At 69.2% G+C, this 23,881-nt stretch carries 24 protein-coding genes and 1 pseudogene; 13 read left to right on the top strand and 12 right to left on the bottom strand.

The features are described 5' to 3' along the window. Positions 1–28 precede the first annotated feature (28 nt). Entirely contained in the window at positions 29–415 is a 387-nt protein-coding gene (locus tag QMZ92_RS05410; RefSeq protein ID WP_283296081.1) for a PIN-like domain-containing protein, read from the bottom strand. After that, positions 405–1,061: a DUF433 domain-containing protein gene (locus tag QMZ92_RS05405; protein WP_283296080.1), complete on the bottom strand. Its 657-nt coding sequence runs from the start codon at positions 1,059–1,061 to the stop codon at positions 405–407. Before QMZ92_RS05405 ends, QMZ92_RS05410 begins: the two co-directional genes overlap by 11 nt. Positions 1,062–1,376: 315 nt before the next feature. Between QMZ92_RS05405 and QMZ92_RS05400 the strand changes: the two genes are divergently transcribed. The 3 genes from QMZ92_RS05400 to QMZ92_RS05390 all read left to right on the top strand — a co-directional run bounded on the left by QMZ92_RS05400 (position 1,377) and on the right by QMZ92_RS05390 (position 6,023). Continuing rightward, positions 1,377–3,851 (top strand): AAA family ATPase, encoded by a 2,475-nt coding sequence (locus QMZ92_RS05400; RefSeq protein WP_283296079.1) that lies wholly within the window; start codon positions 1,377–1,379, stop codon positions 3,849–3,851. Further along, a complete protein-coding gene (locus tag QMZ92_RS05395) occupies positions 3,848–4,228 on the top strand; it encodes a hypothetical protein (RefSeq protein WP_283296078.1) in 381 nt (126 codons plus the stop codon). Before QMZ92_RS05400 ends, QMZ92_RS05395 begins: the two co-directional genes overlap by 4 nt. A gap of 109 nt (positions 4,229–4,337) precedes the next feature. After that, a complete protein-coding gene (locus QMZ92_RS05390) occupies positions 4,338–6,023 on the top strand; it encodes a TIGR04141 family sporadically distributed protein (protein ID WP_283296077.1) in 1,686 nt (561 codons plus the stop codon). 78 nt (positions 6,024–6,101) lie between these two features. On the opposite strand, the gene QMZ92_RS05385 is transcribed toward QMZ92_RS05390, so the two are convergent. After that, positions 6,102–7,274, bottom strand: a complete 1,173-nt coding sequence (locus QMZ92_RS05385; protein ID WP_283296076.1) for a serine hydrolase domain-containing protein — start codon at positions 7,272–7,274, stop codon at positions 6,102–6,104. A gap of 72 nt (positions 7,275–7,346) precedes the next feature. Next, on the bottom strand, positions 7,347–8,690 hold the full coding sequence (locus QMZ92_RS05380) for an NsdA family TPR-like regulatory protein (protein WP_283296075.1): 1,344 nt from the start codon (positions 8,688–8,690) through the stop codon (positions 7,347–7,349). Between the two features lie 252 nt (positions 8,691–8,942). Here QMZ92_RS05380 and QMZ92_RS05375 point away from each other — a divergent pair, with 252 nt between their 5' ends. The 5 genes from QMZ92_RS05375 to QMZ92_RS05355 all read left to right on the top strand — a co-directional run bounded on the left by QMZ92_RS05375 (position 8,943) and on the right by QMZ92_RS05355 (position 12,139). Beyond that, positions 8,943–9,434, top strand: coding sequence for an ATP-binding protein (locus tag QMZ92_RS05375; RefSeq protein WP_070204403.1), 492 nt, complete (start codon positions 8,943–8,945; stop codon positions 9,432–9,434). Between the two features lie 44 nt (positions 9,435–9,478). Beyond that, the gene (locus QMZ92_RS05370) at positions 9,479–9,751 is read left to right on the top strand and encodes a hypothetical protein (protein ID WP_283296074.1); all 273 of its coding nucleotides are present in this window, start codon (positions 9,479–9,481) and stop codon (positions 9,749–9,751) included. A 147-nt stretch (positions 9,752–9,898) separates the two neighbouring features. Then, on the top strand, positions 9,899–10,066 hold the full coding sequence (locus QMZ92_RS05365; protein ID WP_167307964.1) for a hypothetical protein: 168 nt from the start codon (positions 9,899–9,901) through the stop codon (positions 10,064–10,066). Between the two features lie 85 nt (positions 10,067–10,151). Continuing rightward, a complete protein-coding gene (locus QMZ92_RS05360) occupies positions 10,152–11,348 on the top strand; it encodes a JmjC domain-containing protein (protein ID WP_283296072.1) in 1,197 nt (398 codons plus the stop codon). Beyond that, positions 11,282–12,139: an aldo/keto reductase gene (locus QMZ92_RS05355; RefSeq protein ID WP_070204405.1), complete on the top strand. Its 858-nt coding sequence runs from the start codon at positions 11,282–11,284 to the stop codon at positions 12,137–12,139. The genes QMZ92_RS05360 and QMZ92_RS05355 overlap by 67 nt, the downstream gene beginning before the upstream one ends. Here the strand turns inward: QMZ92_RS05355 and QMZ92_RS05350 are convergent. Beyond that, positions 12,127–12,984, bottom strand: a complete 858-nt coding sequence (locus QMZ92_RS05350) for a hypothetical protein (RefSeq protein WP_283296071.1) — start codon at positions 12,982–12,984, stop codon at positions 12,127–12,129. The genes QMZ92_RS05355 and QMZ92_RS05350 overlap by 13 nt on opposite strands. Before the next feature lie 99 nt (positions 12,985–13,083). Between QMZ92_RS05350 and QMZ92_RS05345 the strand changes: the two are divergent. Beyond that, positions 13,084–13,230, top strand: a pseudogene (locus QMZ92_RS05345) (flavoprotein); the annotation flags it as partial. A gap of 47 nt (positions 13,231–13,277) precedes the next feature. Here the strand turns inward: QMZ92_RS05345 and aspS are convergent. Next, on the bottom strand, positions 13,278–14,588 hold the full coding sequence (aspS, locus tag QMZ92_RS05340) for an aspartate--tRNA(Asn) ligase (RefSeq protein ID WP_283296070.1): 1,311 nt from the start codon (positions 14,586–14,588) through the stop codon (positions 13,278–13,280). 614 nt (positions 14,589–15,202) lie between these two features. On the opposite strand from aspS, the gene QMZ92_RS05335 reads away from it, so the two are divergent. The 3 genes from QMZ92_RS05335 (at position 15,203) to QMZ92_RS05325 (ending at position 17,248) form a co-directional block, all read left to right on the top strand. Further along, positions 15,203–15,889: an SPDY domain-containing protein gene (locus QMZ92_RS05335; protein WP_283296069.1), complete on the top strand. Its 687-nt coding sequence runs from the start codon at positions 15,203–15,205 to the stop codon at positions 15,887–15,889. Between the two features lie 105 nt (positions 15,890–15,994). Then, positions 15,995–16,453 carry a hypothetical protein gene (locus QMZ92_RS05330; RefSeq protein WP_502961993.1) on the top strand — a complete coding sequence of 153 codons (459 nt, stop codon included), beginning with the start codon at positions 15,995–15,997 and terminating at the stop codon, positions 16,451–16,453. 96 nt (positions 16,454–16,549) lie between these two features. Continuing rightward, positions 16,550–17,248, top strand: coding sequence for a hypothetical protein (locus QMZ92_RS05325; RefSeq protein WP_283296068.1), 699 nt, complete (start codon positions 16,550–16,552; stop codon positions 17,246–17,248). Between the two features lie 123 nt (positions 17,249–17,371). Here the strand turns inward: QMZ92_RS05325 and QMZ92_RS05320 are convergent, their stop codons facing one another. The 6 genes from QMZ92_RS05320 to QMZ92_RS05295 all read right to left on the bottom strand — a co-directional run bounded on the left by QMZ92_RS05320 (position 17,372) and on the right by QMZ92_RS05295 (position 23,051). Beyond that, complete coding sequence (locus QMZ92_RS05320; RefSeq protein WP_070204410.1) at positions 17,372–17,764, bottom strand: hypothetical protein; 393 nt, start codon at positions 17,762–17,764, stop codon at positions 17,372–17,374. Positions 17,765–17,875: 111 nt separating this feature from the next. After that, positions 17,876–19,540 carry a relaxase family protein gene (locus QMZ92_RS05315; RefSeq protein ID WP_283296067.1) on the bottom strand — a complete coding sequence of 555 codons (1,665 nt, stop codon included), beginning with the start codon at positions 19,538–19,540 and terminating at the stop codon, positions 17,876–17,878. 4 nt (positions 19,541–19,544) lie between these two features. After that, entirely contained in the window at positions 19,545–19,949 is a 405-nt protein-coding gene (locus tag QMZ92_RS05310; RefSeq protein WP_283296066.1) for a plasmid mobilization protein, read from the bottom strand. Between the two features lie 325 nt (positions 19,950–20,274). Beyond that, positions 20,275–21,192, bottom strand: a complete 918-nt coding sequence (locus QMZ92_RS05305; protein ID WP_283296160.1) for a DUF2637 domain-containing protein — start codon at positions 21,190–21,192, stop codon at positions 20,275–20,277. Between the two features lie 310 nt (positions 21,193–21,502). Continuing rightward, positions 21,503–22,189, bottom strand: a complete 687-nt coding sequence (locus QMZ92_RS05300; protein WP_283296065.1) for a zinc finger domain-containing protein — start codon at positions 22,187–22,189, stop codon at positions 21,503–21,505. Positions 22,190–22,196: 7 nt separating this feature from the next. Then, positions 22,197–23,051, bottom strand: coding sequence for a helix-turn-helix domain-containing protein (locus QMZ92_RS05295; RefSeq protein WP_283296064.1), 855 nt, complete (start codon positions 23,049–23,051; stop codon positions 22,197–22,199). A 475-nt stretch (positions 23,052–23,526) separates the two neighbouring features. On the opposite strand from QMZ92_RS05295, the gene QMZ92_RS05290 reads away from it, so the two are divergent. Continuing rightward, entirely contained in the window at positions 23,527–23,784 is a 258-nt protein-coding gene (locus QMZ92_RS05290; RefSeq protein WP_283296063.1) for a helix-turn-helix domain-containing protein, read from the top strand. The last annotated feature ends 97 nt before the right edge of the window (positions 23,785–23,881 follow it).

Raw genomic sequence — 23,881 nt, 5'->3', positions numbered from 1 at the left:
GGAGGGCACCACCAGGGGCGCCTGCCCGTCACGGCCAGGTGCGCTCGACACGGTCGTGCCGTACGGCGTAAGCCGCCGGGCCGCCCTTCTCGACGGCCCGGTGGATGGCGTCACGACGTGCGACGAGCCGCTCGACCATCTCGGCGCTGCGAAGCTGCTGGTTGTCCAGGTAGAACAGCACCGCCTCGCGCTCCAAGACGGGCTGGATCTCCAGATCCCGGGTCTTGATCCGCCCGTCCTTCGACAGCGGGACCCAGGACCGGTCGAGACCGTAAGTGATCCACTCCTCGTCCGGAACGTCCTGCCCGTCGTCAGGAAAGACGTCCCCGATGCGGTGAACCGTCCACCCGCAGGTTCTCAGCCCTTCCGCGACACGGCGACCGAGGTTCCGGTCGAGGAAGAACTCAGGCGGCAAGGTGCACCACGGCCCGGCAGAGCGCATCCACCTGCGCGGGTGTCATGTCGTAGTCGTAGGCGATGTCCTCGACGGTCTCCCCTGCCTCCCACAGGTCGGTGATGGCCTGGACCGTGACTCGGTTGGCGGCCACCACGGGGAGACCGTGGCCGAACCTCGGATCGATCACGACGGGGACAGAGTCCGGGTACTGCCTCAGCCGCAGGCTGGAGGGGAAGTCGTCGCCCGGCTCCCAGGTGAGGTATCGGAGATAGTCGGAGACCACTTCGTGGATCGGGACCTGGCCGTCGCGGGCTCTGCGGAGATCGCCCCAACCGTGCTCGATGAAGATGTCCACGCCGTCCGTGGCGATCCGCTTCGATACGAGGCCGTAGGGGGTGTCGAAGGCGTCCCGTACGGCGGCGGCGGCCTCCCTGATCTCGCTCATGCGAAGCCCCAGGGAACGCAGAGAACGAAGAACGTGCGCCTCGGCCACCGCGATGAACGGCACCGAAGGCTGCCCCCTCCGAACCGGCTCGACCTGGTGGACCAGTGGCGCTCCCGCCGCCCTGCCCTTCAGCCACGACGTGAGGGTCGACTGCGGGATCTCAAGGTAGGAGGCCGTTTCCGTGGGCGTCAGCAGCCCGTCGTTGAACCTGTCGACCATGCCCCACCTCCTCTTGGCACCGGATTTCGCATCGTGCCACATCAAGCCTCCCACCTGCAGGTGGACCGCACACCCAGTCATCGGCTCAGCCAGCCGCAGGGAGTCGGTCTTGGGCTTGGCAGTCCCGGCAGAGCTCAGGCCGTTAAGAGTGTAATTCTCGATAACCTGGGTTATCACTCAAATCTTGGATTCAATAACTTCTCCACCTCTACCGTCGGTTCTGTCACACCGGGCTCGCGCAAAGCGAGAGATTCACCCCTCTCGCCCACCGCACGAGTCCGGCCCCGGAACCGACCACGGAGGGCGGAGAGCACCATGACGGAACACCTCGCACAGAACGAGCCGAACGCATCCGATCATCAGGTCGATTACCGCCGAGGCGCCTCCTCGACGCTCTCCCGCCTGACCGCCCGTCTCGAAAGCTCGGCGCTCGCCGAGGCACCCCGGGAACTCCTGCGAGAGGTACTGAGCGCCACCGCGACGGAGTCCTCCGGTACCCCCGCCGCTCCGCACCCGGACCAGCGGGTGTTCCTCGACTCCATCAGCGTCAACGGCTTTCGCGGCATCGGCCGCAAGGCGCGTCTGCCGCTGACCGCGAAGCCCGGCGTCACCCTCGTCGTGGGACGCAACGGCTCGGGGAAGTCCAGCTTCGCCGAGGGCGCCGAGACGGCGCTCACGGGCCGGACCGCCCGCCTGGACAAGCAGCGGGGAGAGGTGTGGCGTCGGCACTGGCGCAACCTCCACGACGGGGCCGACCCGAAGGTCGAGGTCCGCCTCGCCATCGCGGGCGACCCCCGGCTGTCCACTCTGACGTGCACCTGGCCCGGCGACGACGTCACCGCCCCCGAGGTCGAGTTCAGACGGCCGGGCCACGGCCGTCGGCCCTTCGCCGGCATCGGCTGGGGGCGGGCCCTGAACGACTACAGCCCCTTTCTGTCGTACGCGGATCTCGACAAGGTCCTCAACGGCAGGCCCAGCGAGCAGTACGACTCGGTCGCCGCCATCCTCGGACTCGGCGAACTGACCGACGCGGACGAGTGGCTCCAGGGCATCGAGAAGGCGCTCGACTCCGCGTTGAAGCAGGCCGAGGCTGAACGGCCCGTACTCGTCGAGGCGTTGTCCACGCTGGACGACCCGCGGGCGGTACGCGCGCTCACGGTCGTCGGCAAGGCGGGCGACCCCGACTTCGTCGAGCTCGACGCCCTCGTGACGGCGCTGCCCGACGCGGACGAGGGCCGTCTCCGGGAACTGCGGACGACCGCCGCGCTGACCGGACCGGACCTCGGAGTGGTCGGCGCGGCCGTGGACCGGCTGCGCGAGGCCGTCGCCGTACTCGACGACGTACGTGCGTCGGGCGCCGAGGACGCCCACCAGCGCGCGGAACTGCTGGCCAAGGCCCTGGAGCACAGCCGTCGACACGAGGACGAGGACACCTGCCCGGTGTGCGGGTCCGACCGAGCGCTCGACGAGGCGTGGGCCGAGCGGGCCGCCGAGCAGGTGGCGAGCCTGCGACAGGAGGCCGCGACCGCGCGGGAGGCCCGCACCGGGCTGCGGGATGCGGTGGACGCCGTCCGCTACCTGGTCATGCCGGTCCCCGAGTGGCTGCCCGCCCCGCTCGTGGACCCGTGGGAGGAGTGGCAGGCGTGCCGGGCGATCGACGACGCCGAACGGCTCGCCGCCCGCGCCGAGACCGCCGCGCTCGTCCTCGCCGACGCCTGCGCCGCGCTGCGCGAGGAGGCGCTGCGGGAGCTGGAGAAGCTCGACGAGGAGTGGCGTTCCTGTGTCACCCGCCTCGCGGGCTGGCTCGACCGGGCCCGGCCCGCGTACGCCGGCAGGCCCCGGCTGTGCCAGGTCAGGGCGGCCCGTAAGTGGCTGAAGGAGGCGCGTGCCGAGCTGCGCGAGGAACGGCTGCGGCCGTTCGAGGACCACTCGCAGCGGATCTGGGAGGAACTGCGCCAGCAGAGCAACGTGGACCTGCGTTCCGTACGCCTGACCGGCAGTGAGAAGGCCACCGTGCGCAAGCTGGTGATGGACGTGTCCGTCGACGGCACCGAGGCGGCGGCCCTCGGCGTCATGAGCCAGGGCGAACTGCACTCCCTCGCGCTCTCGCTCTTCCTGCCGCGCGCCGCCGCGCCGGACAGCCCCTTCGGGTTCGTCGTCATCGACGACCCGGTGCAGTCCATGGATCCCGCCAAGGTCCACGGCCTCGCGAAGGTGCTGCACGACCTCGGGGAGACCCGGCAGGTCGTGGTCTTCACCCACGACACGCGACTCCAGCGGGCCTTCATCAACCAGGAACTCCCGGTGACCGTACTGGAGGTCGAGCGGGCGGGCCGGTCCGTGGTGACCGTGAACCGGGTGACCGATCCGGTCGGTCAGGCACTGGCCGACGCACGCGCCCTCATCCGCACGCGAAGCCTCCCGATGGTCGCGATGACCCATGTGCTGCCCAGCCTCTGCCGCGCCGTCCTGGAACGGTCCTTCTCCGAGGCCGCATGGCTTCGGCTGCACCGGGCGGGGGTGGCCGAACACGAGGCGGAGAAGACCGTCGCGAGGGCCGTCACGCTGATGGACATCGCCGTCCTGGGGCTCTTCGGAGACCCGACGAAGAGGGCCAGTGACGTCTACCGCGAGCTGCGCAGGCGGTGCGGCTCCAAGGCGGTGGACGTTGTCCGGCAGTGCCAGGAGGGTGCCCACCCGTCGGGCACCTCGATGCCGGACCCCCAGCGGTTCGTGGACGACATCAAGGCCGTCGCCCTGACGGTACGCAAGCCCGAGGAGGGGCCGTGAACCAGACGATTCGCCAACTGCTCGACACCGCCGACCTGCTGCTCACGGACACCGGCGAGCCCGCCACGTCCACTGCCGCCACGGCGAGCCGGTGTCGAGGTGCCACCTTCGCCCTCCGTGTCGCGCTGGAGAGCGCGGTCGCCGACCGCCTCACCGCCCACCGGGCGCCTCGCGCGATCCGGGAGGGCACCCAGCGGGCCGCGTTCCTCTGGCTCCGCGGTTGCGCCGAAGCAGGAGCGGCCCGCCGCGCGAAGGCCGTGTGGAGCCAGCTCTGCCTGGGATGCCACTACCACCAGTACGAGATCGGTCCCACGCAGGACCAGGTCCGCGCGTGGCACACCGAAGTTGCGGTGCTCGTTGCCCTGTTGGCCCGCTGATCCGCATTGGCGCCAGGAAAGGCGCTGCCAGGAGAAGACACGCATGAGAACGAAACCACGAGGGCGGTTATCGCCACCGTCCACAAAGATCGGAACGAGGAGCAGCACCATGACGGCCCGTACGTCCAAGCGAACCCTGTACCGACTCAGGGGCGTGCCTCCCACTGCCGACGCGATGTTCGACGCCCTGGACGCGGACCAGTTGGAAAGGGTCCACGCGGACTTCGACGTCCCCGAGAACCTCGGTGTACCGGCGGTCCTGGTCACCGGCAGCTTCGAGCAGCCCGTCGCGAGCTGGTGCGACGAGATCTTCCGTACGACAGGTATCGAGGTGTCACGGCCCGTCAACCGCTCGGCCGGCCTGCTGATGCTGGCCGTCGACGGTGAGGTGTACGCGATCGGTTACGACCAGGGCTTCCGCCTGGTGCCCGACCGCCTCAAGGACCACCGCTTCGGCCTGAGCTTCGCGTCCCGCCGGGTGGACCCCGCGAAGATCCGGGATCTGGTGTCGCACACCCCGGGCGGAGGGCGCACCGACATCACCCTGATCCCGAGCGGGGCCTCGGTGTGGAGCCTGGGCATCGTCGAGCACGCGCAGATCGTGCGCCGCCTCGGCGGCCACCTGGACAACATCCCGCTCACCATCTCCCGGGACAACCCGGGGAAGATCTCCAGTGCGGAGGGCGGGGCCGGCCTGCGCATGCGGCTCGGTGTGGAGGGCGTCGACCTGATCGCCGACATCCGTGCGATCGCCCGCGTGCTGCGCGAGGAGAAGCCGAGTCCGGAGCTGGAGTTCGTCGAACACGTCGTGCCCGTCGACGATCCCAGCCTTGTCACCCGCCTGGAGGCCGTCCTCGACGACCTTCTGGGACAGGGGGCTGGCGGGAGAATCAACGTCGCTGTCCCCGCCGACCATTGGGACGACTACATGGCCGCCCGGGCGTTCAGGGCCAGGATCAACAGCGACGCGGCCGGCCGGTCGACCGACGACTTCGACCTTGAGTACGTCCTCTGCCGTGCGCGCATCCAGCGTGCGGGCAGCCGCGTGGCCGCGCTCCGGGAAGGAACAGTCACCCTCTATCGGCACGACCGCGCCGACCGGGCCGACGAAATCTGGACGTCCAGCGCTCTCCGGTGGATCGAGGCGGAGGTGTTTCTCGACTCTCGCCGGTTCTTCCTGATGGACGAGCACTGGTACGAGATCGACCAGGAGTATCTGAAGGCGATCCGCTCACATGCCGAGCGGCTGATCTCCGACGCCCCGTCCGTCGACCTGCCCCCGTGGGTCCGGGGGGAGAAGGAGCGCACCTACAACGCGTCCGTGCCGGACCAGCGGCCCGGGTACGTCTGCTTCGACCGCGACAACGTGCAGACCGCGCTGCACCGCGGGAACGGCGTGGAGATCTGCGACCTGCTGAGCCCGGATGATGTCCTGATCATGGTGAAGCGCGCCAAGGGTTCCGACGCGCTGAGCCATCTCTTCAGTCAGGCGCTCGTCGCCGTACAGACGTTGCGGAACTCCCCGGAGGGGAGGGAACGGTTCGCCGAGAAGGTGGCCGCCGCCCGGCAAGGGCACGGTCTCCCGGAAGACTTCCGGCCTTCGAAGGTCGTCTTCGCAATCCTGCTGAAGGACGGAACCGACCTCACCGCCGACACCCTGTTCCCGTTCTCGCAGGTCACTTTGGTGCAGACCGCCAGGACGCTCGAAACATGGGGCGTCCAGGTCGAGGTCATCGGCATCGCCTCCACTCCGTCGGCCGTCACCTCGACTGGGACTCGGTGGTTGGCGGCGTAGCCGCCGCGCACCATAACGACGTACACCGACGCGGCTGGCGAGCCGTTCCGGATCTCGGGGCCACAGCGACGCCAGCTGTTACGCCAGCGACTTTCGCACCGCGTCGACCAGTGACGTCGCACGCAGGTCGTCGAGGCCCCCGATGATGTTGTTCATCGCATAGCCGAAGGCGATGCCGTGCTCCGGGTCGGCGAAACCAAGTGAGCCGCCTCTGCCTGTGTGACCGAAGGAGTTCGGCCCGATCATGGGGTTGGTCTCGGTAGGCAGCATGTATCCGGTGCTGAATCGGCTCGGGATCAGCATCACCTGGTCCTTCCCACTGGCCTGCTCCTTGGTCGCCGAGGCCAGGGTCTCCGAGGCCAGCAGGCGCACGCCGTCCACCTCGCCGATCAGCGCGGCGTACATGCGCGCCAGCCCGTGTGCGGTGCCGATGCCGTTCGAAGCCGGGAGTTCTGCCGCCTGCACCTCCGGCGAGTCGAAGTCGATCGCCGCGGGGTCGGTGACCGCGTACGCCCTGTTGCTGAATGACTCCGGATCCCGCCACGCGGCAACCTGTTCGCGGAGTTCCTCGGGAACCGACTCGGCGGGCACGGTGGTGAGGTCGACGGCCGGTCGCTGGTACACCATGCGGCTGACCCGGTCGCGTTGATCCGCCGGGAGACCGATGAAGAAGTCGAGCCCGAGGGGAGCAGCGATCTCCTCGGCGAAGAAGTGGCCGGGTGTCCGACCGGACACCCGGCGGATCACCTCGCCGACGAGCCAACCCCAGGTCCGACCGTGGTAGCCGTGCGCCGTGCCCGGAGTCCACAGGGGGCGCTGAGTGGCCAGTGCGGCTGCCATCGGGTGCCAGGCCAACGCCTCGTTCAGCGGGACGGGTTGGTCCAGTGTGATCAGGCCGGCCTGGTGGGACAGCAGCCAGCGCACCGGGATGTCCGCCTTGCCGTTCGCGGCGAACTCCGGCCAGTACTTCGCCACCGGCGCGTCCAGGTCAAGCGCACCGCGCTCGGCCAGCATGTGTGCCGCGGTCGCGGTGGCCCCCTTGGTCGCCGAGTAGACGAGTTGCAGCGTGTCTCGTGTCCACGAACGATCGGTCTCGGGGTCGGCGACACCGCCCCACAGGTCCACTACCGGTCGGCCGTACTGGTAGACGCACACCGCCGCGCCGATGTCCCCGTGCTGGGCGAAGTTCGCCGCGAACGCCTCACGCACCGGTTCGAACCCAGCCGCGACCTCACCGTAGATCGTCGTCATGCCGTCCATCCTGGCATTACGACAGCCTGCTCTGAGGGGGCGGGCTCGGCCTCTCAACCCGAGAGGTGACGGTCACGCCGCGACGGGCACGGCCTGAAGCCGCTCGCGGAACTCACGGACAGCGGGGACGGACTTGCGCGGTTCGAGGTGTGCGGAGAACTCCTTCAGGCGGTCCAGAGCCCTTACGGAGCTGACACTGCTCTCCAGGAGTTCGGTGCCGTAGTTCGCGGCGTCAAGCGCCCCGTCCAGGTCGCCGCCGGCGAGCCGGGCTTCGGCCAAGCGGCTGGAGCGTACGGCCTTGTCCCGAGGAGCCGCGCTCTTCACCGAAGTCTCCAGGGAACCGGTCGCGTGCTCCACCTGCCCGGACCGCAGCAGGACCTTGCCCTCGGTTGACTTCAGCTGCGCCTCGCCGAACCAGTTGAGCCAGTCCGGGTTTTCCTCCGTCGTGTGGTGCTCCCAGTGGGACAATGCGCGGTTCAGCGCTGTACCGGCATTCGCATGGTCGCCGTCGCGGGACAGCGCCTCGGCCTTGTGCAGGTAGAGGAAGGACTGGGTGTAGGGCGACAGCGTTCGAGGGGCGTTGTCGATGGCAGTGGAGATGAGAGCGACGCGCTCGGCGGTCCGTCCGGCCTCGGAGACGTGAACGCCCATCTCCGCGAGGATGAAGGCGCCGAACGCGTCGTCTCCGGCGGTACGGGCGCTGCGCAGGGCGCCGACGTAGTAGCGCTGGCCGGCGGACCGCAGACCGGCGTCGTAGGCCATCCAGCCGGTCAGGTGCGACACCCGGGCGGCCAGGGCGTAGAGGCGGGTTCGGATGCTCTCCGTGTACCTGCCGGTGCTGAGGAGGCCGGTGACGAGGGCGAGATCGCCGCGTGCCTGCTCCAGGAGTGTGGCGCCGCCGAGTTGGTCGTCGAGGGTACGGAGCGTGCTGATGCGCTGCTCGATCGTCGAGACCATCGTGTCCGTGACCTGATCCCCGCCCAGAGCCGAGGCGAAGGCGGACGGCGCGTCCACCCAGCTCGCCGCGAGGCCCGTCAAGGCGGCGCCGGTGACGGTGAGAAAGCCCCGGCGATCCATGCGGCCACTCCCCACGAGTTCGGACAACGCCTCAACGGTACCGGCCTCGGTCCACGGGGCGGTGAGTCCCGTGACCTCCCAGACCGGCAGCCACCGGGGCCAACCTTCCCTCCGGGCCTGCTCGTACGGGACGCGCAGCAGGTCGGCGAGTACGCGCTGGGCGTCCGCGTCCGGCTCCTGCCCCTGCTCCCACTTCCATACGGTGGTCCGGTTGGTCGCGAGCGCGATTCCGAGCGACCGCCCGTGCGCCTGCATGAGCCGGGCGAACTCGGCCTTCCCCCATCCACGCGTCTGGCGGAGGAAGCTCAGCGGGTGGACTGCCAACGGCTCACCAGGCATGTCATCACTCCCGTCATCCCCTCAAGGCGTAGTGGGGAGGCTACTTCGCGTGGCCGCGTACGGGGAGGGCGTCCCCATGAGGAACCCCCTAGAAACGTTCCGCCTTGCCGTCAGGGGCCGTTGACTGAATATCAGCCGTCCACGGAGCCCGCGCAGGGTGCAGCTTCCGGAACGGTTCTCAGATCGGCGGCTCCGCCCCTGTTTCCCCGTCAGGGGACGGAGCCGCTCTCCAACTCCTCGGAGGCGTCCGCCATGCCCACGCTCGTCCATCGGTTCGTCCTCGCGGGTGAGGAGAGGGAAGTTTCCCTCGCCCGGCGCACGGTCGTCGACAAGGTGCGTGCGTGGGGTGTGCCGTTGAACGACGACGCGGCTGACGCCATCCGTCTCGTCGCCTCCGAGCTCGTCAGCAACGCCGTGGTCCATGGGGAAGGGTCCGTCACCGTCACGCTGTACCACCGGCCCGGCCGCCTGGTGATCGACGTACTCGACGACAACCCTGCTGCTCCGCAGATGAGTTGTGCCCAGGCCGACGACGAGAGCGGGCGCGGCCTGGCGCTGGTCGAGCTTCTCGCTTCGCGGTGTGCCTGGGAACCCGTCGGCCAGGGCAAACGCGTATGGGCGGAGATCGCGCTTCCCAAAGCGGCGCCTGCCATCCGAGCTGCCGTTCTGCGCAGGCTATTCGCGCTACGGCCGAAGCGCGGCGTGGTAGCTGAGCCCGAGTCGCTCACTCTGGCGGTCGCGTGATGGGACGGCACACCTTACGAGCGAATCCGCTTCCTGATCCCGACGTGGTCTTCCGGCCCACCCGCCGAGACATCGACCCCGTCACCAGAGAGCCCACTGACTACGCGCTATGGGACCGCCACGAGTGGCAGGCGCGAGGCGAGTGCTGGCTGTGGTGCGGACGTGACGACGTCGAAGTGACGTGGATCGGGCCCGTCCGGTCGAGCGGCATGCACGCGGCTCTCTACGCCTGCCGTGCCTGTCTGTATGAGCTGGACCAGCGCGTTCTGGAGATCAACATGCGCGAGGACGTCGGCGGCCTGCCGAACCACCGCTGACCTGCCCTGTCCCCAGTCTCGGACTGCCGCTCATCGAGCTGCCAATGACTGCCGCCCCACCGCAACCCACGTCTCCCACCGCCGTGGGGCGGCCATAGACCTCCCGTCGGAGCCCTGACGGGAGAACCGAAGAGGAAGGAGTACGAGGTGGCAGAGCCCACGACACCGCCTCCGGCCCGGAGTGGCCTCCTGGTGGCGGTGCAAGAGCTGACCGCCGTCCACGACCGGTACGACAGCCTCCGGTCGGACAACCAGGGCAGTTCCGGCGACGCGCCATGGCCGGGTGGCGACGGCAACCTGCACGACAGCGAGTAGGCACCAAGCGGTGAGGGCCGGCGTGGTCGGCCGCGCCGGCCCTCACCGTGTCCGCATCAGTGGTCGAACCCATGGAGGACGCACGATGGAACACCGGTTGATCAGCGCCATCGAGGCAGCGCTCGGCTGGAGCGGGGCCGAGGAGCTGGGCAAGGACTTCGTACGCGGGAGCATGGACGACCCCGCACTCGTCTCCCGCATCATGACCCCGAACCGCCTGCTCGACATCGCGATGCGCAGGAGTCTGAACCGCCCGCAGTTCCGGTGCTTCCAGAAGGGCGAGGAGGTCCACCCGGCCATCTACTACACCGACAGCGTCAGCCCCCGTGGCCAGAGCATCTCCATGGTCAACATGCGCAGCCTGGGCAGGCTCCTGGGCGAAGGCGCGACGGTGATCATGGACCAGGCCAACGTCTTCGATCCGACGATGGAGGCCGCCTGCCGGGCCCTGCAGTGGTGGTCCCGCGAGCGAGTCCAGGTCAACGCGTACCTGACGACGAACGACGCCTCCGGTTTCCCCCTGCACTGGGATGACCACGATGTCGTCATCGTCCAGCTGGCGGGTGAGAAGGAGTGGGAGGTGCGTGCGACCTCCCGTCCGGTCCCGATGTACCGGGACGCCGACCCCAACAGCACTCCGAGCGACGAGATCATCTGGTCCGGTCTGATGCGGACCGGCGACGTCATGCACATTCCGCGGGGCCACTGGCATCAGGCGACACGGACCGGCAGCGGCTCCGGCAAGAGCCTTCACGTCACGTTCGGCATCACCAAACGCACAGGGGCGAGCTGGCTCGCGTGGCTGGGCGACTGGTGCCGCGAACACGAGATCTTCCGCCACGACCTCGACCGCCAGCACGGAACCGGCACCGACGCCCTGACCGAGGCCGCCACCCAACTGGTCAGCGAGCGCCCGCCGGCCGACTTCCTGGACGCATACGAGCAGGCGACGACCCTGCCTCGGCACGTGCCGTTCCTCGAGATACTCGGGCCGCTCGACGCCGTGGTGTGCACCACCCATTTCCCGCCCCAGATTCACGAGCACGGAGAGACCGTCGACCTCGTGGCCTCGGGGAAGAAGCTCACCCTCGCGGCCAAGGCACTGCCTGCCCTGCGTCTGCTGCTCAGCGGTAGGCCGGTCGAGCTGGAACAGGCTGCGGCCGTCGCCGGGGCCGAAGTGATGGAGGTCGCTGAGATCCTGGTGAAGGAGGAGCTGTGCGCGGTGCTGACCCCCGAGTTGTTCTCGGGCTACACCGGTCTCGTCACGAACGCCGGCTCCTGACCGGGGCGCTCGACCTCGGCGTGACAGCACTCGACACCAGCACCAACTACCTCGGCTTCCGTTCGCATCAGGTCCTGGCGCAGACGGCCGGAGACCTGCTGCCGAAGTTCACGGTCTCCACGAAGGTGGGCTACTTCCCGGGACCGGGCGGGGCGGAGCACTCCCTGGATCCCGTACGGCTGCACGCGGCCGTGGAACAGGCGGCCGGGGACCTGGGGCAGGAGCCGGACCTGGTGTTCCTGCACAACCCGGAACACTCGCTCCGCGAGGCTGGCCTGCATGGCCAGGAGGTGCTAGCAGAAGCATGCGCTGCCCTCGATGACGCTACGAGCAAGGGCCTGTGCGCCGCCTGGGGCATCGCATCCTGGGATCCATCACCCCTGGTAGGACTGATCGGCCCGGCCGTACCGAGGTCAGCGACCCTCATGGTCCGCGCCGGCCTACTCGTCGGAGTCAGAACGCTGGACGCCGCGGACACCCTCATCAAGGCGTGGGACCTGGACCCCAGCGAGGTATGGGGCATGAGCCCCTTCGGCGGCAGCACCAGCGACTCGGTGTGGGCCAAGATCGACCCTCGTGTCTTCCTCGGTGACTGCCGTCAACTCTCGCGTGTGCAGGCGGCGTTCATAGCCGCCTATCACCTGCCAAGGGTGGACACTGTGGCTGTGAGCACTGAGGAGCCCGCCCATCTGGGTGAACTCGTCGGCGCCCTGGTCGGAGAGGTCGAGGAACGAACGGTCCAGGAGTACCGGAGTCTCCTGCGAGACCGTTCACACGATCAGCCGGCCTGAAGCTCCTTGATGACCTGCTCGGCGATGCGCCGGGCGGGTTCCAGCCGAGGGTCTTCCGGGTGCGCGTACGGCCCGAGGATCTTCGAGCAGGCAAACAGCGTCATCACCTTGGCGTCCCGGCTCTCGAAGTCGGACCGGCGCTCGTGCCATACGCGATCGGCCAGAGCCGGGACAGCAAGGGAACTCGCCCACAGCGAGGCCGCATCCAGCCCCAGCGGCGCGTTACCCCAGTCCTCCCAGTCGAAGAGACTGAACGCCGGAGCCGTCATGTTGGCCCAGTTCAAGTCCGCGTGGGCTGGCACCCACTGCTCGATGGTCGTATCGAAATCGCCGGAGAAAACACCACGGACAGACTCGGTGACGAGGGCCTGGGTGACGGTCTCGGTGTCCGGCGTGGCGACCCGCCTCGTGCTCTGTTTCGCCAGCGCGTCCAACGACGCGTTCAGTGCGCCCCACCAGTCGTCCGGCAGCTCCGGGGCTTCACTCAGGATGGCGTTTCCGACAGGAGCCCCTGGCAGGAGATCGGTTTCATCGGCTCGCCACATCACCGACCCGTCCGGGGCCCGCCAGACCACACATCCGTGCCATTCGGGCTGGGCGATGCCCTTCAGACGAGCGGCACTCTCAGTCCCGTTCCACCCCTGGTCGGAGATCTTGTCGAGCAGGCGCCGCTCGATCCGAACCCAGGTGTCGCGGTCGGTTCTGGCCCCCACAGATCGGCGCTTACGCACCATCGTCTCCGGGAGCAACCCCACTTGGAGAGACCGCTCGACGCGATCAAGAACCTCGCCAACCGGCTGTACACGTAGGTCGACAGCCTGACCCGTGGAGACCGAGAGCGTCATGGACGCGACCGTAGCAGTGGCGCGGTGAGAGGCGCCTGTTTGCCGAAGTACGGGCGGTAGCCACCAGCCACTTCATAATCCGACTGCAGGGTCCTCACCGCCCTCCTACCGTTTCTGAACTCTGCTCAGGCTGCCCACCCCGTTACGGCCTGAGTTTGGGAGCGGCTGCACGAGATGGGCGTCCTGATCGGTTCGTCCGAGCCCCACCGCCCGAAGGCCGGGGGCGGGGCGGACTGGCCCTGCTGAGAGGAGGCGCTGGAAACTGCTCAAGCCCAGATTGTCCGTGCGGCTGGCTACGGAGTGAGCCGGTTCGGCCCGCGGAAGAGGAAGCTGGCTTGGCGGATGGAGTCCAGACCGAGCATCACCATCAGTACCCGCCCGAGACCCATGCCGAGGCCGCCGTGGGGCGGGCATCCGTACCGGAACGCGTTCAAGTAGTCCTGCATCGGCTCGGGGCTCATGCCCTTCTCGGCGGCCTGCTTCAGCAGCACGTCGTACCGGTGCTCGCGCTGCGCGCCGGTGGTGACCTCCAGGCCCTTCCACAGCAGGTCGAAGCTCAAGGTCACGCTCGAGTCATCGGCAGCCCGCATGTGGTAGAAGGGCCGGATGCCGACCGGGTAGTGCGTAATGAACACGAACTCGTGCCCGGTGGCCTCCTTGATGTGGGCCGAGATGCTCCGCTCGCCTTCCGGGTCCAGGTCTTCCTTCTCCTCTGCCGGGTCCCAGCCACCCTTACGCAGGATCTCCCGTGCGTCGGCCATGGTGACGCGGGGGAAGGGCGTCGTGGGCACGGTGACCTCGACGCCGAAGTGCTCGGCGATCGCCTCGCCGTGCGCGTCGGCGACCTTGGCGATCGCGTGGGCGAGCATCTGCTCCTCGAACGCCATCACGTCCTCAACGCTGTCGATCCATGCCAACTCCACGTCGACGCCGGTGAACTCGGTGGCGTGCCGGGAGGTGAACGACGGCTCGGCGCGGAAGACCGGCCCGATCTCGAAGACCTTGTCGATGCCAGCCGCGATGGCCATCTGTTTGTAGAACTGCGGCGACTGCGCCAGGTAGGCGCTGCGGCCGAAGTAGCCCACCTCGAAGACCTCCGCACCGGACTCCGAGGCGGTGCCCATGAGCTTGGGGGTGTGCATCTCGGTGGCGCCCTGCACGTAGGCGTACTCGCGCATGCCCTGCTCCAGGGTGGTCTGCACGGCGAACAGGAGCTGAGTGGCAGGACGGCGGCGCACGTCCAGGAAGCGCCAGTCCAGCCTCTGCTCCAGCCCTGTGTGCTCGTCGATGGGCAGCGGCGTCGCGGCCGGGTTCAGAACCTCGACAGCCTCGGGGACAATTTCGAGGCCACCGAGCTTGACCTGGGCTGCGTCGACGACGCGTCCTGTGATCTTGACTGCGGACTCGGAGGTGAGAGCTTCGAGTTGGGCCTCAAGCGGCCCGTTGTCGCGTTTGTGGGTCACCTGCACCATACCGGTGTGGTCGCGCACGATGACGAACTGCATGTGTCGCTGCAGGCGGAGCGTGTTCACCCATCCGCAGACGGAAACGGTACGGCCAACGTGTTCTCGCAGGTCGTAGATGGGTACGCGGCTGTGGATCATTCGGTCCTCCGAAGGACGTCGTCATGATCCCTTGGGAGTGCGGGCGAGAAGGGCAACTCGCGGTACCACCGCACTTTCGCCGCCACCAGGTGGCGGCCTCGTTCAGGCCCAGTGACGGGGGCCAGCCGGCGGGGCATTGAACCACCAAACGGGGTCTTTTCTCCCCGCGCTCAGGAGGGTCTTCACCACAGGACGCGAGACCGCCTTCCCAGCTTCCGGCGGCTCTCTCTGCTCGCGTGATCTGTGGGTACTCGTCTCCGTCAACGCGTTGCCCAGCAGGATACGGAGCGGGCAGTGACAGCAGCAATCAAAAAGACGGGCGTGCAGCCAGAGACGCATGAAGGAACGCGGTTTACTCGCTCGTCGTCATGCCGTCTGCCCCTTCCGTACTCAGGCAGGACGAGGGGGCTGGCCCCTACGTGCTAGGGCAAATTTGTCCGCCTTCTTTCCAGTTCGCCACTGGCAGACAGGAAATCCCCGGAAATGACTGGTGCCCGGCCGCAAGCCATGTCAACGTACACACCCCCGCCAGAACACCCACCCCCGAACCCACGGAGGCGCCCCTGTACCCGCACCACCCCAGCGACCCCCTCCGCCCCGACTCGCAGGAGCCGTTGTACTGGGTCACCCCTCGGCACCTGGCTGGTGACGACGGCGTACTCGCCGAGCAGATCGGGTCCGCCCTGACCGGTCTCGGCTGGCGCATGTGGCCCACCTCCCGCGACACCCTGTTGTACGTGAGCCCGGACGGGCTGTGCGGTGCCGAGTGGGTCCTCGCGGCCTACCCGTTCGAACTGGGCGGGCTGCCGGTGGCCTGGCAACTGAGTGCCCGCCCGGATGCCGACTCCGTGATGACATCGTGGAACGCGTACTTCACCGCCGGTATCCCGTATGAGGCACTCGCCGACCTCCTCGTTGCGGTCGACACCCGCGAGGCGCCCGACATCGGCTACGAGGGGCCCGAGACGGTCCTGAACGCGCTTGGCGCCCAGGGCTGGGTCCGTGACCTGGACAGTCCCCACACCACCGCCATGGACCCCGGGTTCTCCGCCACCGTCTCCCTGGGGCTGCAGTCGCCGCTCGTCCAGGACGCCGATCCGCGCCCCGGCTTGATGGGCTGGCAGGCGTGGACGGAACCCGTTCTCGGCGCCCCGTATCTGTGGTGCGCCAGTTTCAGCGCCGGTGTCCCCCATGATCTGGTCGCCGCCTTCGCCTCCTCGCTGGCCTCGCCGGCCGTGGTGTCCCGCCGCACTTTGCCCAAGGACGCCGAGGGCCGGCTCATGGTCGTCCGCCGCAGCTGACGGCCCGCGCCCCAGGGGTGGCTGTTGTGCCGCTCCTTGCCGACCGCAGATTTCCCTGAGCGGCCGGTTCCCCGCACTCGCCAGACGGCAGAGATGGAGACCCGTATGTTCCGAATGTTTCGGTGCCGTGTTCGCGCCGACCGTGAGTTCCGTGATGCTCAGCGTGAGATCCAGGCGCTGCTGCAGACGCACACCGAAATGCCCTGGCCCGATGCTCCCGACCCGGTCGCCGCTACCACCCAAGACACTGCGGAGGCTGCGCCGGAAGCCGACTTCCTGCCGCCGGAATTCAGGGCGCCGTCCCGCCAGGACGTCGCCGGGTTCATGATGCGCTGGGACCAGCCGCTCGTCGTCGACGGCGAGGTACGTGAGTGTCCCGCGTGCGGCGCGTACCGGAACTGGGTTGTCCTCTGCCTGCGCGACGACTCGGTGTGGCTACGCTGCCGTGCCGGCCACACGGCGCGGGAGCCGGGGCTGGACGCGGCCTGGTACAACCGCCACTCCGGTCCGGCCGACCACTGGCACCCCACCCTTGAGGACGGGCTACGCCACCTCGGCCACTGACTCCCACGAAACCCCCCTTCCCTTCCCTTCCACATCGCCGGCCCCGGAGAGCTGCTTGGTCAGACCGTTCGCTCCGCACCAACATGGGGGTTCCACATGCGTTTTCCCACCACAGCCGCGCTCTGCCTCGGCACTGTGTCCGTCCTGGTCCTGACGGCCTGCTCCAACGACAGCACCCGCGCCACGGACCCGACGTCTTCCGCCTCCGTTTCCGGACGCCAGGAGGGCAGGAACACCCCGGCTGCCGGGCCGTTGTCCTCAGCCGGGCTGGCCAAGCGGCTTCTCGACGAGGGCGACCTGGGCGAGGGCTACGCCCGCAAGGCAGAGCTGCCCGGTCGGCACGCTGACGTCAAGGTGACCGGCTGTCCCGCGCTGGAGGAACTCGACGCTGACACTGCGGCCGGCGGCAGCCTCGGCTTCCCGCGCCGGGCGAAGGTCTCCTTCACCTACGCAAGCGGCATCGGCTCGGAGGTCTCTGAGGAGTTGTACAGCGGCACCGCGGCCGAGCTCTCCAGTGGCGTGGGCCGGATCTTCGAGGCGATGACCTCCTGCTCCAGCTACCGGGTCCTCGCCGGCAGCACGGCCGTCACGGTCACCGCCCACGAGGTGCCCGCCCCGAGGTTGGGTGACGAGCAGTGGGGCCAACTGCTTACCTTCACGGCGGGAGGACGTAGCCAGGTCGTCAAGCAGACAGCTGTTCGTGTGGGGATGGTGGTTGCGGTGGTCTCGGGTTCGCCCGCGCTGGTCGATGCCCATGTGGAGGAGGCGGTGGCGAAAGCCCGTGTGACCACGTGAGTTCGCGTGCATGCCGAAGGCCCGGCCGGTGTCTCCGGTCGGGCCTTCGGCATGTGGGGCCAGGGTTCGTGGTCTGAGGGTGTCGGCCGGTGGGTGGAGTCCTGAAGTGCCGCCCGTGTGTGGTCAGTCTTCTTCGAGTTCGGCGTGCCCTTCGGGCGCGCGCAGGGTGCTGTGGATGTCGGACAGGCGTTCCAACTCCGCGTAGTCCTCGTCGGTCATGAGGTCGTAGACACTGTCCAGGGAGTCGTCGGGCAGCAGGTACGCGTACTTCATGTACAGGCTGACGAGGGCCCTCCCCACGAGGGTGCTTTCGCTCATCCAGCCAGCCTCGTCAGGCAGGCCGTGCACGACCGCCATGTCTATCTCGTCCGAGGTGCTGGTGGAGAGCAGGTCGTGCTCGATGCCGGTGAGCGGGCGGCCGTCGCGGTGGTACAGACGACCAAGTTCATCGCAGCGGGAGGGATCCACGTCGGCGAGGAGGATGACGACGCGGGGGCGGATTTCGGTCTGGGCCATGCAGGGGGGTTCCTTCCGGGAAGTGGGAGTCGGGGTTGGGGCACGAATGCTCCGGACGATCCCCGGTTTCGGTAGCCGGGGATCGTCGGCTACAGTCCGCGCGCCTGCGGGTCAGCGCCGCCGCGCGGGAGGCCGCTGCTGGAGCGGAACGCCGACTGTGGGGTGGGCTGCTGCCTGGGCGCGGGGGCTGGGGACGTGACGCTCGCCGAGACGCCGTATACGCCAGGTCAGCGCGCGGGCCGGGCTGTGGGCGTCGTCGAGCGTGCGCTGTCCGAGGGCTTGGTCCAGGACGGTGGCCGCGTTGTGCCCGGCGGCCTCCGCCTCGGCGAGCACGGTGGCGAGCGCGTCCCAGGAGACGTCGTTGAGGATGCGCTCGGCGTGCTCCGGCACCGCCTCCTGGAGGTGATGGGCGAAGCGACGCTTGGTCTGGTCACTTGGGGTGCGTTGGGCGAGGCCCGCCAGGACCGGCTCGGCGACCTGCCCGTACACGGTCTGCAGGTGGACGAGTGCCTGTGCGGCGGCGGCTTCCTGCTGGGCGTGCTGGCGGGTGCGGTGCCAGTGCACGGCGAACGCCACGGCGGTAAGGACGGAGTCGAGGAGCATCGCCAACCCCGTGCCGTCACGCTCCTGTGGGCGGTCGCGCCAGATCACCTGGACGCTGCGGTGTAGGGCGCGGGTGCTGGCGAGGTCGGCGGTGATGCGGGAGCGCGTGGCTCGCTCGAAGGCGGCTGCGGCGCGTTCGAGTTCAGCCCTCAGCGCGGCCGGAGCGGCGACCGGCAGCAGGTCCAGCGTCGCACCGAGGGCAACGAGCTGGCCCTGGGCGGCGTGGTCGTCGTCGTGGGTGAGGTGGTGGGGGATGCGTTCGGCGGCGGCGGTGGCCTGGTGCCACGGGTTGCCCGGCCGGGCGGTGGCCGGTTCGGAGCCGGTGATTGCGAGGCTCTTGCGGATCTTGGGCAGGGACAGGTCGGGGGAGAGCGTGGATCCCGCGTAGAACACCGGCTCGCCCTTGTCGTTGGTGTCACCGGGCAGGGCGAAGTTGCAGCCCAGCGCGTCGCCGGAGGGGCCGAGCTTGAGGCGCACGATCACGTCCGTCGCCTCCAACAGGGCGAAGAGCTCGGCCTCGTCGGCCGCGGCGGCGACCGCGCGACGCACCCGCAGACGCAGCACGTCACGGGTGGCGGCGTCCTGGCCCAGACGCCTGGCCTTGAAGTGTTCCTTGCTGGTGGGCCGCTTGGCACCGGTGCCATCCCCCTGCTTCAACCGCCTGAGCCCGTCATCGATTTCGATCCTGCGGGCCTCGCGCTGGACGGCGCGCTGGTCGTAGCCGCGCTCGGGACGGCGGCCGTCCTGGCGTACGAGGGTGGCGGCGATGTGGATGTGGTCGTCGGCGTGGCGGACGGCCACCCAGCGGCAGGCGTGCTCGTCCCCGGCGGGGGCGATGCCGGCGGCGGCCACGATCCGGCGGGCGATGTCGGCCCACTGGGCGTCGGTGAGGATCGGGTCCTCGGGGGCGGCGCGGACGGGGCAGTGCCACACGATGTCTTTGGGTGCCTTGTCCCCCAGCATCTTCACGGGCTGGTCGAGCTGGGCGACGAGCTGGGCCATCGCGTCCTTCGGATCGCGGTGGGGGCTGCGGCCGGGGTCGGGGGCGAAGCCGTTCCAGGAGGCCACCAGGTGGGGGTCGATGTGTTCGTTGGCCCGGCCCTTGCCGAAGAGGTAGCCGATCGTACGGCGCGTAGCATGCGGGCCGGCGCTGAGGATGATCTTGGGTATCACCCGCTCATCGCCCTTCAGTGACCTGGGCTACGGCGGTGTCCAGTTCGGCGATGGATGCCTCGACGCGCGCCAGGAGCCGCTGGACGACGTCGGGGTGGGGCCAGGCACCGTCCTTGTTGAGGTGCCATGTGAGCTGGTTGAGGTTGCTGCCGATCATGCCGAGCCGTCCGTTGGCGGCCATCAGCGCCTTGACCATGGCGCGGTAGTCGGCGACCGCTGCGGTGGGGTCGTCGGTGCGGGCGGCGGCGAGCGAGCACTCGGCCACGTAGCCGCCAAGGGCCATGCCGCTCAGGGCAGCGGCATTCACGACGAGGGCGAACTCGTCGTCGTTGTAGCGAGGGTGGACGCGGCGCTCGCGCAGCTGCTTGTCACGCAGACGGCGACGCGGGGCAGACTGCTGCTGCGGCACGCTCGACGACGACTCGGCTCCCCCTGTCCCGGTTGGCCCCCCTGGGCCGGCCGACTCCGGTGCCGCCTCGGCGCCGGACGCCTCCACCCCCTGCGGGGTGGAGGCCGGATAAGGACTCCTTATCCGACAACTTGCTGGGCTGTTCAGGCTGGTGGTCATCTCCGGTTGGGGTGTGGGGAGTCGGTAGTTCGGTTCGTGCATGGATCGGTGCTCCGTGGGGTGCTGTTGTCAGGATCTTCGCGCTGCGCAACCCGTGCCCCGGACTGGTCTGGCCCTGGGCACGGGGTGAGCAGGAAGGGCGGTGCGGTGCGCGCGTTTGCGGGGGTCAGGCGACGCCGACGGGGGCTACGTCGAGATGCCTCTGGTGTTCGGAGGCGGCTTCGTCGGGTCCGTCGAGAGGTTCGGCCTTGATGTCGTCGTGGGCGACGGGGTCCGGCCAGTCGGTGCGTTCGGCCTTCAGCTGGTCACGCACGACGCGGGCGCGGTTCTGGCTGATCCGTAGTTTGGTGCGCAGGCTCTGTGCGGTCAGCTGGTCGGCGCTCCAGTCGGTGGTCAGGCGTCGGGCCTCGGCGAGGACTTCGTCGTCGGTGCGGGGGCGGTCGGCGGCCGACTCGGCAGTGGCGGGGGCCCGACGTCTCGCACGGCGCGGGGCGGTTTCGGTCGACTCAACCGCGCCGGACGATTGGAGCGGTCGGGTAGTGGGGGCCGCCTGGGTGGCCTCGGTCGGCTTCGGCGCGGGCGTCCTGGCAGCCTTATCGGAGGTCGACTCGGTCGGCTGCCTCGGTGCCGATTCGGCCTGGTCAGAGGCCGACCGTGCGGCTTTCCGTCCGACCGCTTCGGCAGAGTCGGCCGACTCGGGGTTGTGGTGCAGCACCTTCGCGACGAGGTCCGACCCGAAGTAGATCGACCCGACCGGGAGCGAGGTCGCCAGCAGTACGAGGGCCCAGTTCGCCGGGTCCCAGTCGGTCAGTCGGCCCCACTGGGTCGGCATGGTGTGCAGGGCCGGGGTGAGGCCGTGTACGTAGTTCAGCAGGAGGCTGGCGATCGTGTAGGTCGCCAGGACCCGCAGTGCGAACTTCCGGTCGGCATCGGGCAGCACGAGTGTGGCGATCAGCGCGAGGGCCATCAGCCCGTCGACCACGACCGGGTAGAGCAGGGCGGCGGTTGGGTCGGCGCCGATGGCGCGGGCCACGTCGGACAAGGCGTTCCAGGAGACTCGGAAGGCCATGAGGACCACGGCCATCAGGCCGACGACGAGGGTGAATCGTGCACCGCGGTTCGCGCGATGGCCCTCGGCACGTGCGACCCTGCGGCGGCCGAGGCGAGTGCGGAGCCGGGTGTAGCGGGAACGATGGGTGTCGGAGCTGGGGAAGGCGGCCGAGGCTATCGGGGTGGGGGAGGGCAAGTCAGATATCTCCAGGGTGGGCATGAGGGGGGGGCCAAGGAAGCCGACCGGGCATGGCATCGGCGCTGCCGACGGGCGGTGAGGGCGGGAGCGGGGTGCGGCGGAGAGGGCGTTGGTCAGGCGCCGGCGCCGATACGGCAGCCGTCGGTCACGCGATGCCCTGCCGGGCCAGCTCCGCCACAGCGAGGTCCATACGGGTGGGGTGCGGCCTCGTGCGAGGTGCGTTGCCCCGGGCGTGACCGTCGAGCCCGAGGCGCCGACTGCGGCAGGGCTCGCCCTTGTCGGCGTGGCACCACCGGCAGGGGACCCTGAGCGCGTCGGGCTGTCCGGCCGCGACGGCAGCCTCGCGGGCGGCACGCGCGGGCCGGTAGGGGGCGAGTGCCGCGCGGACGGCTGGCGGGATGGACGATCCGACGACGGCCAGGCGGGCCTCGATGTCCCGGCGCGGGCCCTGGGCGAGCTGTCGGTGCGAGGAGGGCGCGGCCACACCGGTGGCGACGGCGTGCCGTGTGCCGAGGAGTTCGGTGCGCCAGGCGGCGGGGTCGTCCGGATCAGCGTCCGGAGTGGGATCGGTGTGCCGCTCGATACGGTCGCGGCGATAGGCGCGCCACTTGCGGGCGACGTCCACCGGGAGGATCGGGTACGGGGAATCGAGCACGTGGGCCCGTATTGCCTCGCGGACGTCCCAGCCGTGATCGGTGGCGAAGGGCACGTCGTCGAGCAGCTCCTGCCACTGGACGATCTGGTCACGAGCATCGCCCGTGCCGGCGGGGATGGTGCGGGGATCGAGGCGCCCGATGTAGGCGAGGACGGCGGCGACTTCGCGTCGGTCCAAAGGCGGTCTACTCCGTTCCGGTCGGTTCGTCGAGGGCGGCGAGCAGGGCGGCCATGTGCGCCTCGGAGCGCGTCATGCCGGTGGACGAGGCGGGGGCGGGTGTGCCACCGGGCAGGGCGTAGAGGTTCGGGCGGCCGGGGGCGGGGGTGCGTTCCCGAGCGATCCACGCACGCCAGTCGGCGGCCCACGCGTCGGCGGTGCGGGGATCCCACGAGCTCCTGAAGGTGCGCCACTTCGCGTCGGCGGCGTCCAGGCCCTGCTTGCCGAGCCGATCGAGATGCCCGTCACGTTGCAGCCAGGCACGGGCGCTCGCGTCGATCTGCCACTCGATGGCGGAGATGAGCGGAGCAGAGCTGCTGCTGCTCTTACTACCGTTCACCTTCGGTTCTCTTCTGTTCTGGGGGTCGGAATCCGCACCCCCCTCGGGTTGGAATCCGTACCCCCTGGGGGTCGGAATCTGTTCCCCGGGGTCGGATTCCGATCCCCCCTCGACGGGCTCGGCAGGGTCGGATTCAGACCCCCCGAGGGTCGGATTCCGACCCCCTTGAGGTGCCGGATTCCGGACCCCCTCTCGGCGCTCATCGGCCAGGAATTCGGCGGCGATTGGGAGGCGGTAGTAGGTCTCGCCTCGGGGTCCCTTGCGGTCGGGGAGCGGCACCAGCTCACCGTCGGCGATCAGCTTGGCGAGCGCGTCGCGTACGGCGGTGCGGGAGGCGTTGGCGCGTTTCATGAGGGTGGGCACGGACGCGTACGCGACGCAGTGCCGGTCGCGGCACCGGTCGGCGATCAGGGCGAGAACCATGCGGGCGGTGCCCTTGCTGCGGCTGTGGTCCCACACCCATTCGCGGGCGTCGTAGCTCATCGGGCGGCGGCTCCTAGGTCAGGGCATGGGAGTGCAGTCGGCCCTTGTCGGGCGGTGCACAGGGTAGGGGTTGGCCCACCGCCCCGGCCGAAGGCGCGGGGGAGGGCTGGTGGCGTCGTATAGCCAAGACAGCCACATCCATGCCGCACAAGTCCAGTATTCCCGCCGAGAAACCAGACAGCTGACGGCGAACGCTTACTACGAGCCAGGCATTCCCAAAATTATAAACCCGAATCCGCCGCTGCCGAAATAACGGACCGTCAGGCGAAGCCAGAAGCATCACATCGGCAAGCCGTTGACGCACCGCCGACGGGGAAGCTACAACACAACACCGCACGTCAGGGCATCGATCGACGCACCCGTCCGCTCCCCCTCCCGACCCCCGGAAATCCCTCTGCAGCGTACGGCGCGGAGGGCAACATAGCCGACGATCGCCGGTTACCAAAACCGGCGATCTAGCCTTTCAATTAGAGCCATGCCCCCACGCTCATTGGAAATCGGGCCGGCAGGAATGCAGGCGGCCCGTGCCATCGAAATCCTCCGTGCCGAACGCGGCCTGTCACAAAGGCAGTTGGCGGACCGTGTGACAGCCCTCGGCCACCCGATGTCCAACACCATGTTGTCCCGTATCGAGCGCGCCCAGCGCCGATGTGACGTCGACGACCTCGTCGCGATCGCCGAGGCCCTCCACGTTCCGGCACCTGCGCTTCTGCCCAGCCTCCGCGCAGTCTGAACCGCCTTCGCCCCGCCGAGGCTCGCCCCATCCCACAGCCGAGTAAGGACCCACCCCTCTTGCACCACACCGCAACGCCACCTGCTCTCCCACGCCC

Source organism: Streptomyces sp. HNM0645, from assembly GCF_030056615.1.
Lineage (GTDB): Bacteria > Actinomycetota > Actinomycetes > Streptomycetales > Streptomycetaceae > Streptomyces > Streptomyces marianii.
This window is presented reverse-complemented; position numbering and strand designations above follow the sequence as displayed.

Bases quoted from the DNA above. Each gene is read 5' to 3' on its own strand.
- QMZ92_RS05390 (WP_283296077.1), top strand. From the start codon at position 4,338: ATGACGGCCCGTACGTCCAAGCGAACCCTGTACCGACTCAGGGGCGTG.
- QMZ92_RS05350 (WP_283296071.1), bottom strand. From the start codon at position 12,984: ATGACGCTCTCGGTCTCCACGGGTCAGGCTGTCGACCTACGTGTACAG.
- QMZ92_RS05360 (WP_283296072.1), top strand. From the start codon at position 10,152: ATGGAACACCGGTTGATCAGCGCCATCGAGGCAGCGCTCGGCTGGAGC.
- QMZ92_RS05290 (WP_283296063.1), top strand. From the start codon at position 23,527: ATGCCCCCACGCTCATTGGAAATCGGGCCGGCAGGAATGCAGGCGGCC.
- QMZ92_RS05380 (WP_283296075.1), bottom strand. From the start codon at position 8,690: ATGCCTGGTGAGCCGTTGGCAGTCCACCCGCTGAGCTTCCTCCGCCAG.
- QMZ92_RS05405 (WP_283296080.1), bottom strand. From the start codon at position 1,061: ATGGTCGACAGGTTCAACGACGGGCTGCTGACGCCCACGGAAACGGCC.
- QMZ92_RS05375 (WP_070204403.1), top strand. From the start codon at position 8,943: ATGCCCACGCTCGTCCATCGGTTCGTCCTCGCGGGTGAGGAGAGGGAA.
- QMZ92_RS05330 (WP_502961993.1), top strand. From the start codon at position 15,995: ATGTTCCGAATGTTTCGGTGCCGTGTTCGCGCCGACCGTGAGTTCCGT.
- QMZ92_RS05385 (WP_283296076.1), bottom strand. From the start codon at position 7,274: ATGACGACGATCTACGGTGAGGTCGCGGCTGGGTTCGAACCGGTGCGT.
- QMZ92_RS05320 (WP_070204410.1), bottom strand. From the start codon at position 17,764: ATGGCCCAGACCGAAATCCGCCCCCGCGTCGTCATCCTCCTCGCCGAC.
- QMZ92_RS05295 (WP_283296064.1), bottom strand. From the start codon at position 23,051: ATGAGCTACGACGCCCGCGAATGGGTGTGGGACCACAGCCGCAGCAAG.
- QMZ92_RS05400 (WP_283296079.1), top strand. From the start codon at position 1,377: ATGACGGAACACCTCGCACAGAACGAGCCGAACGCATCCGATCATCAG.
- QMZ92_RS05305 (WP_283296160.1), bottom strand. From the start codon at position 21,192: ATGGCCGTGGTCCTCATGGCCTTCCGAGTCTCCTGGAACGCCTTGTCC.
- QMZ92_RS05325 (WP_283296068.1), top strand. From the start codon at position 16,550: ATGCGTTTTCCCACCACAGCCGCGCTCTGCCTCGGCACTGTGTCCGTC.
- aspS (WP_283296070.1), bottom strand. From the start codon at position 14,588: ATGATCCACAGCCGCGTACCCATCTACGACCTGCGAGAACACGTTGGC.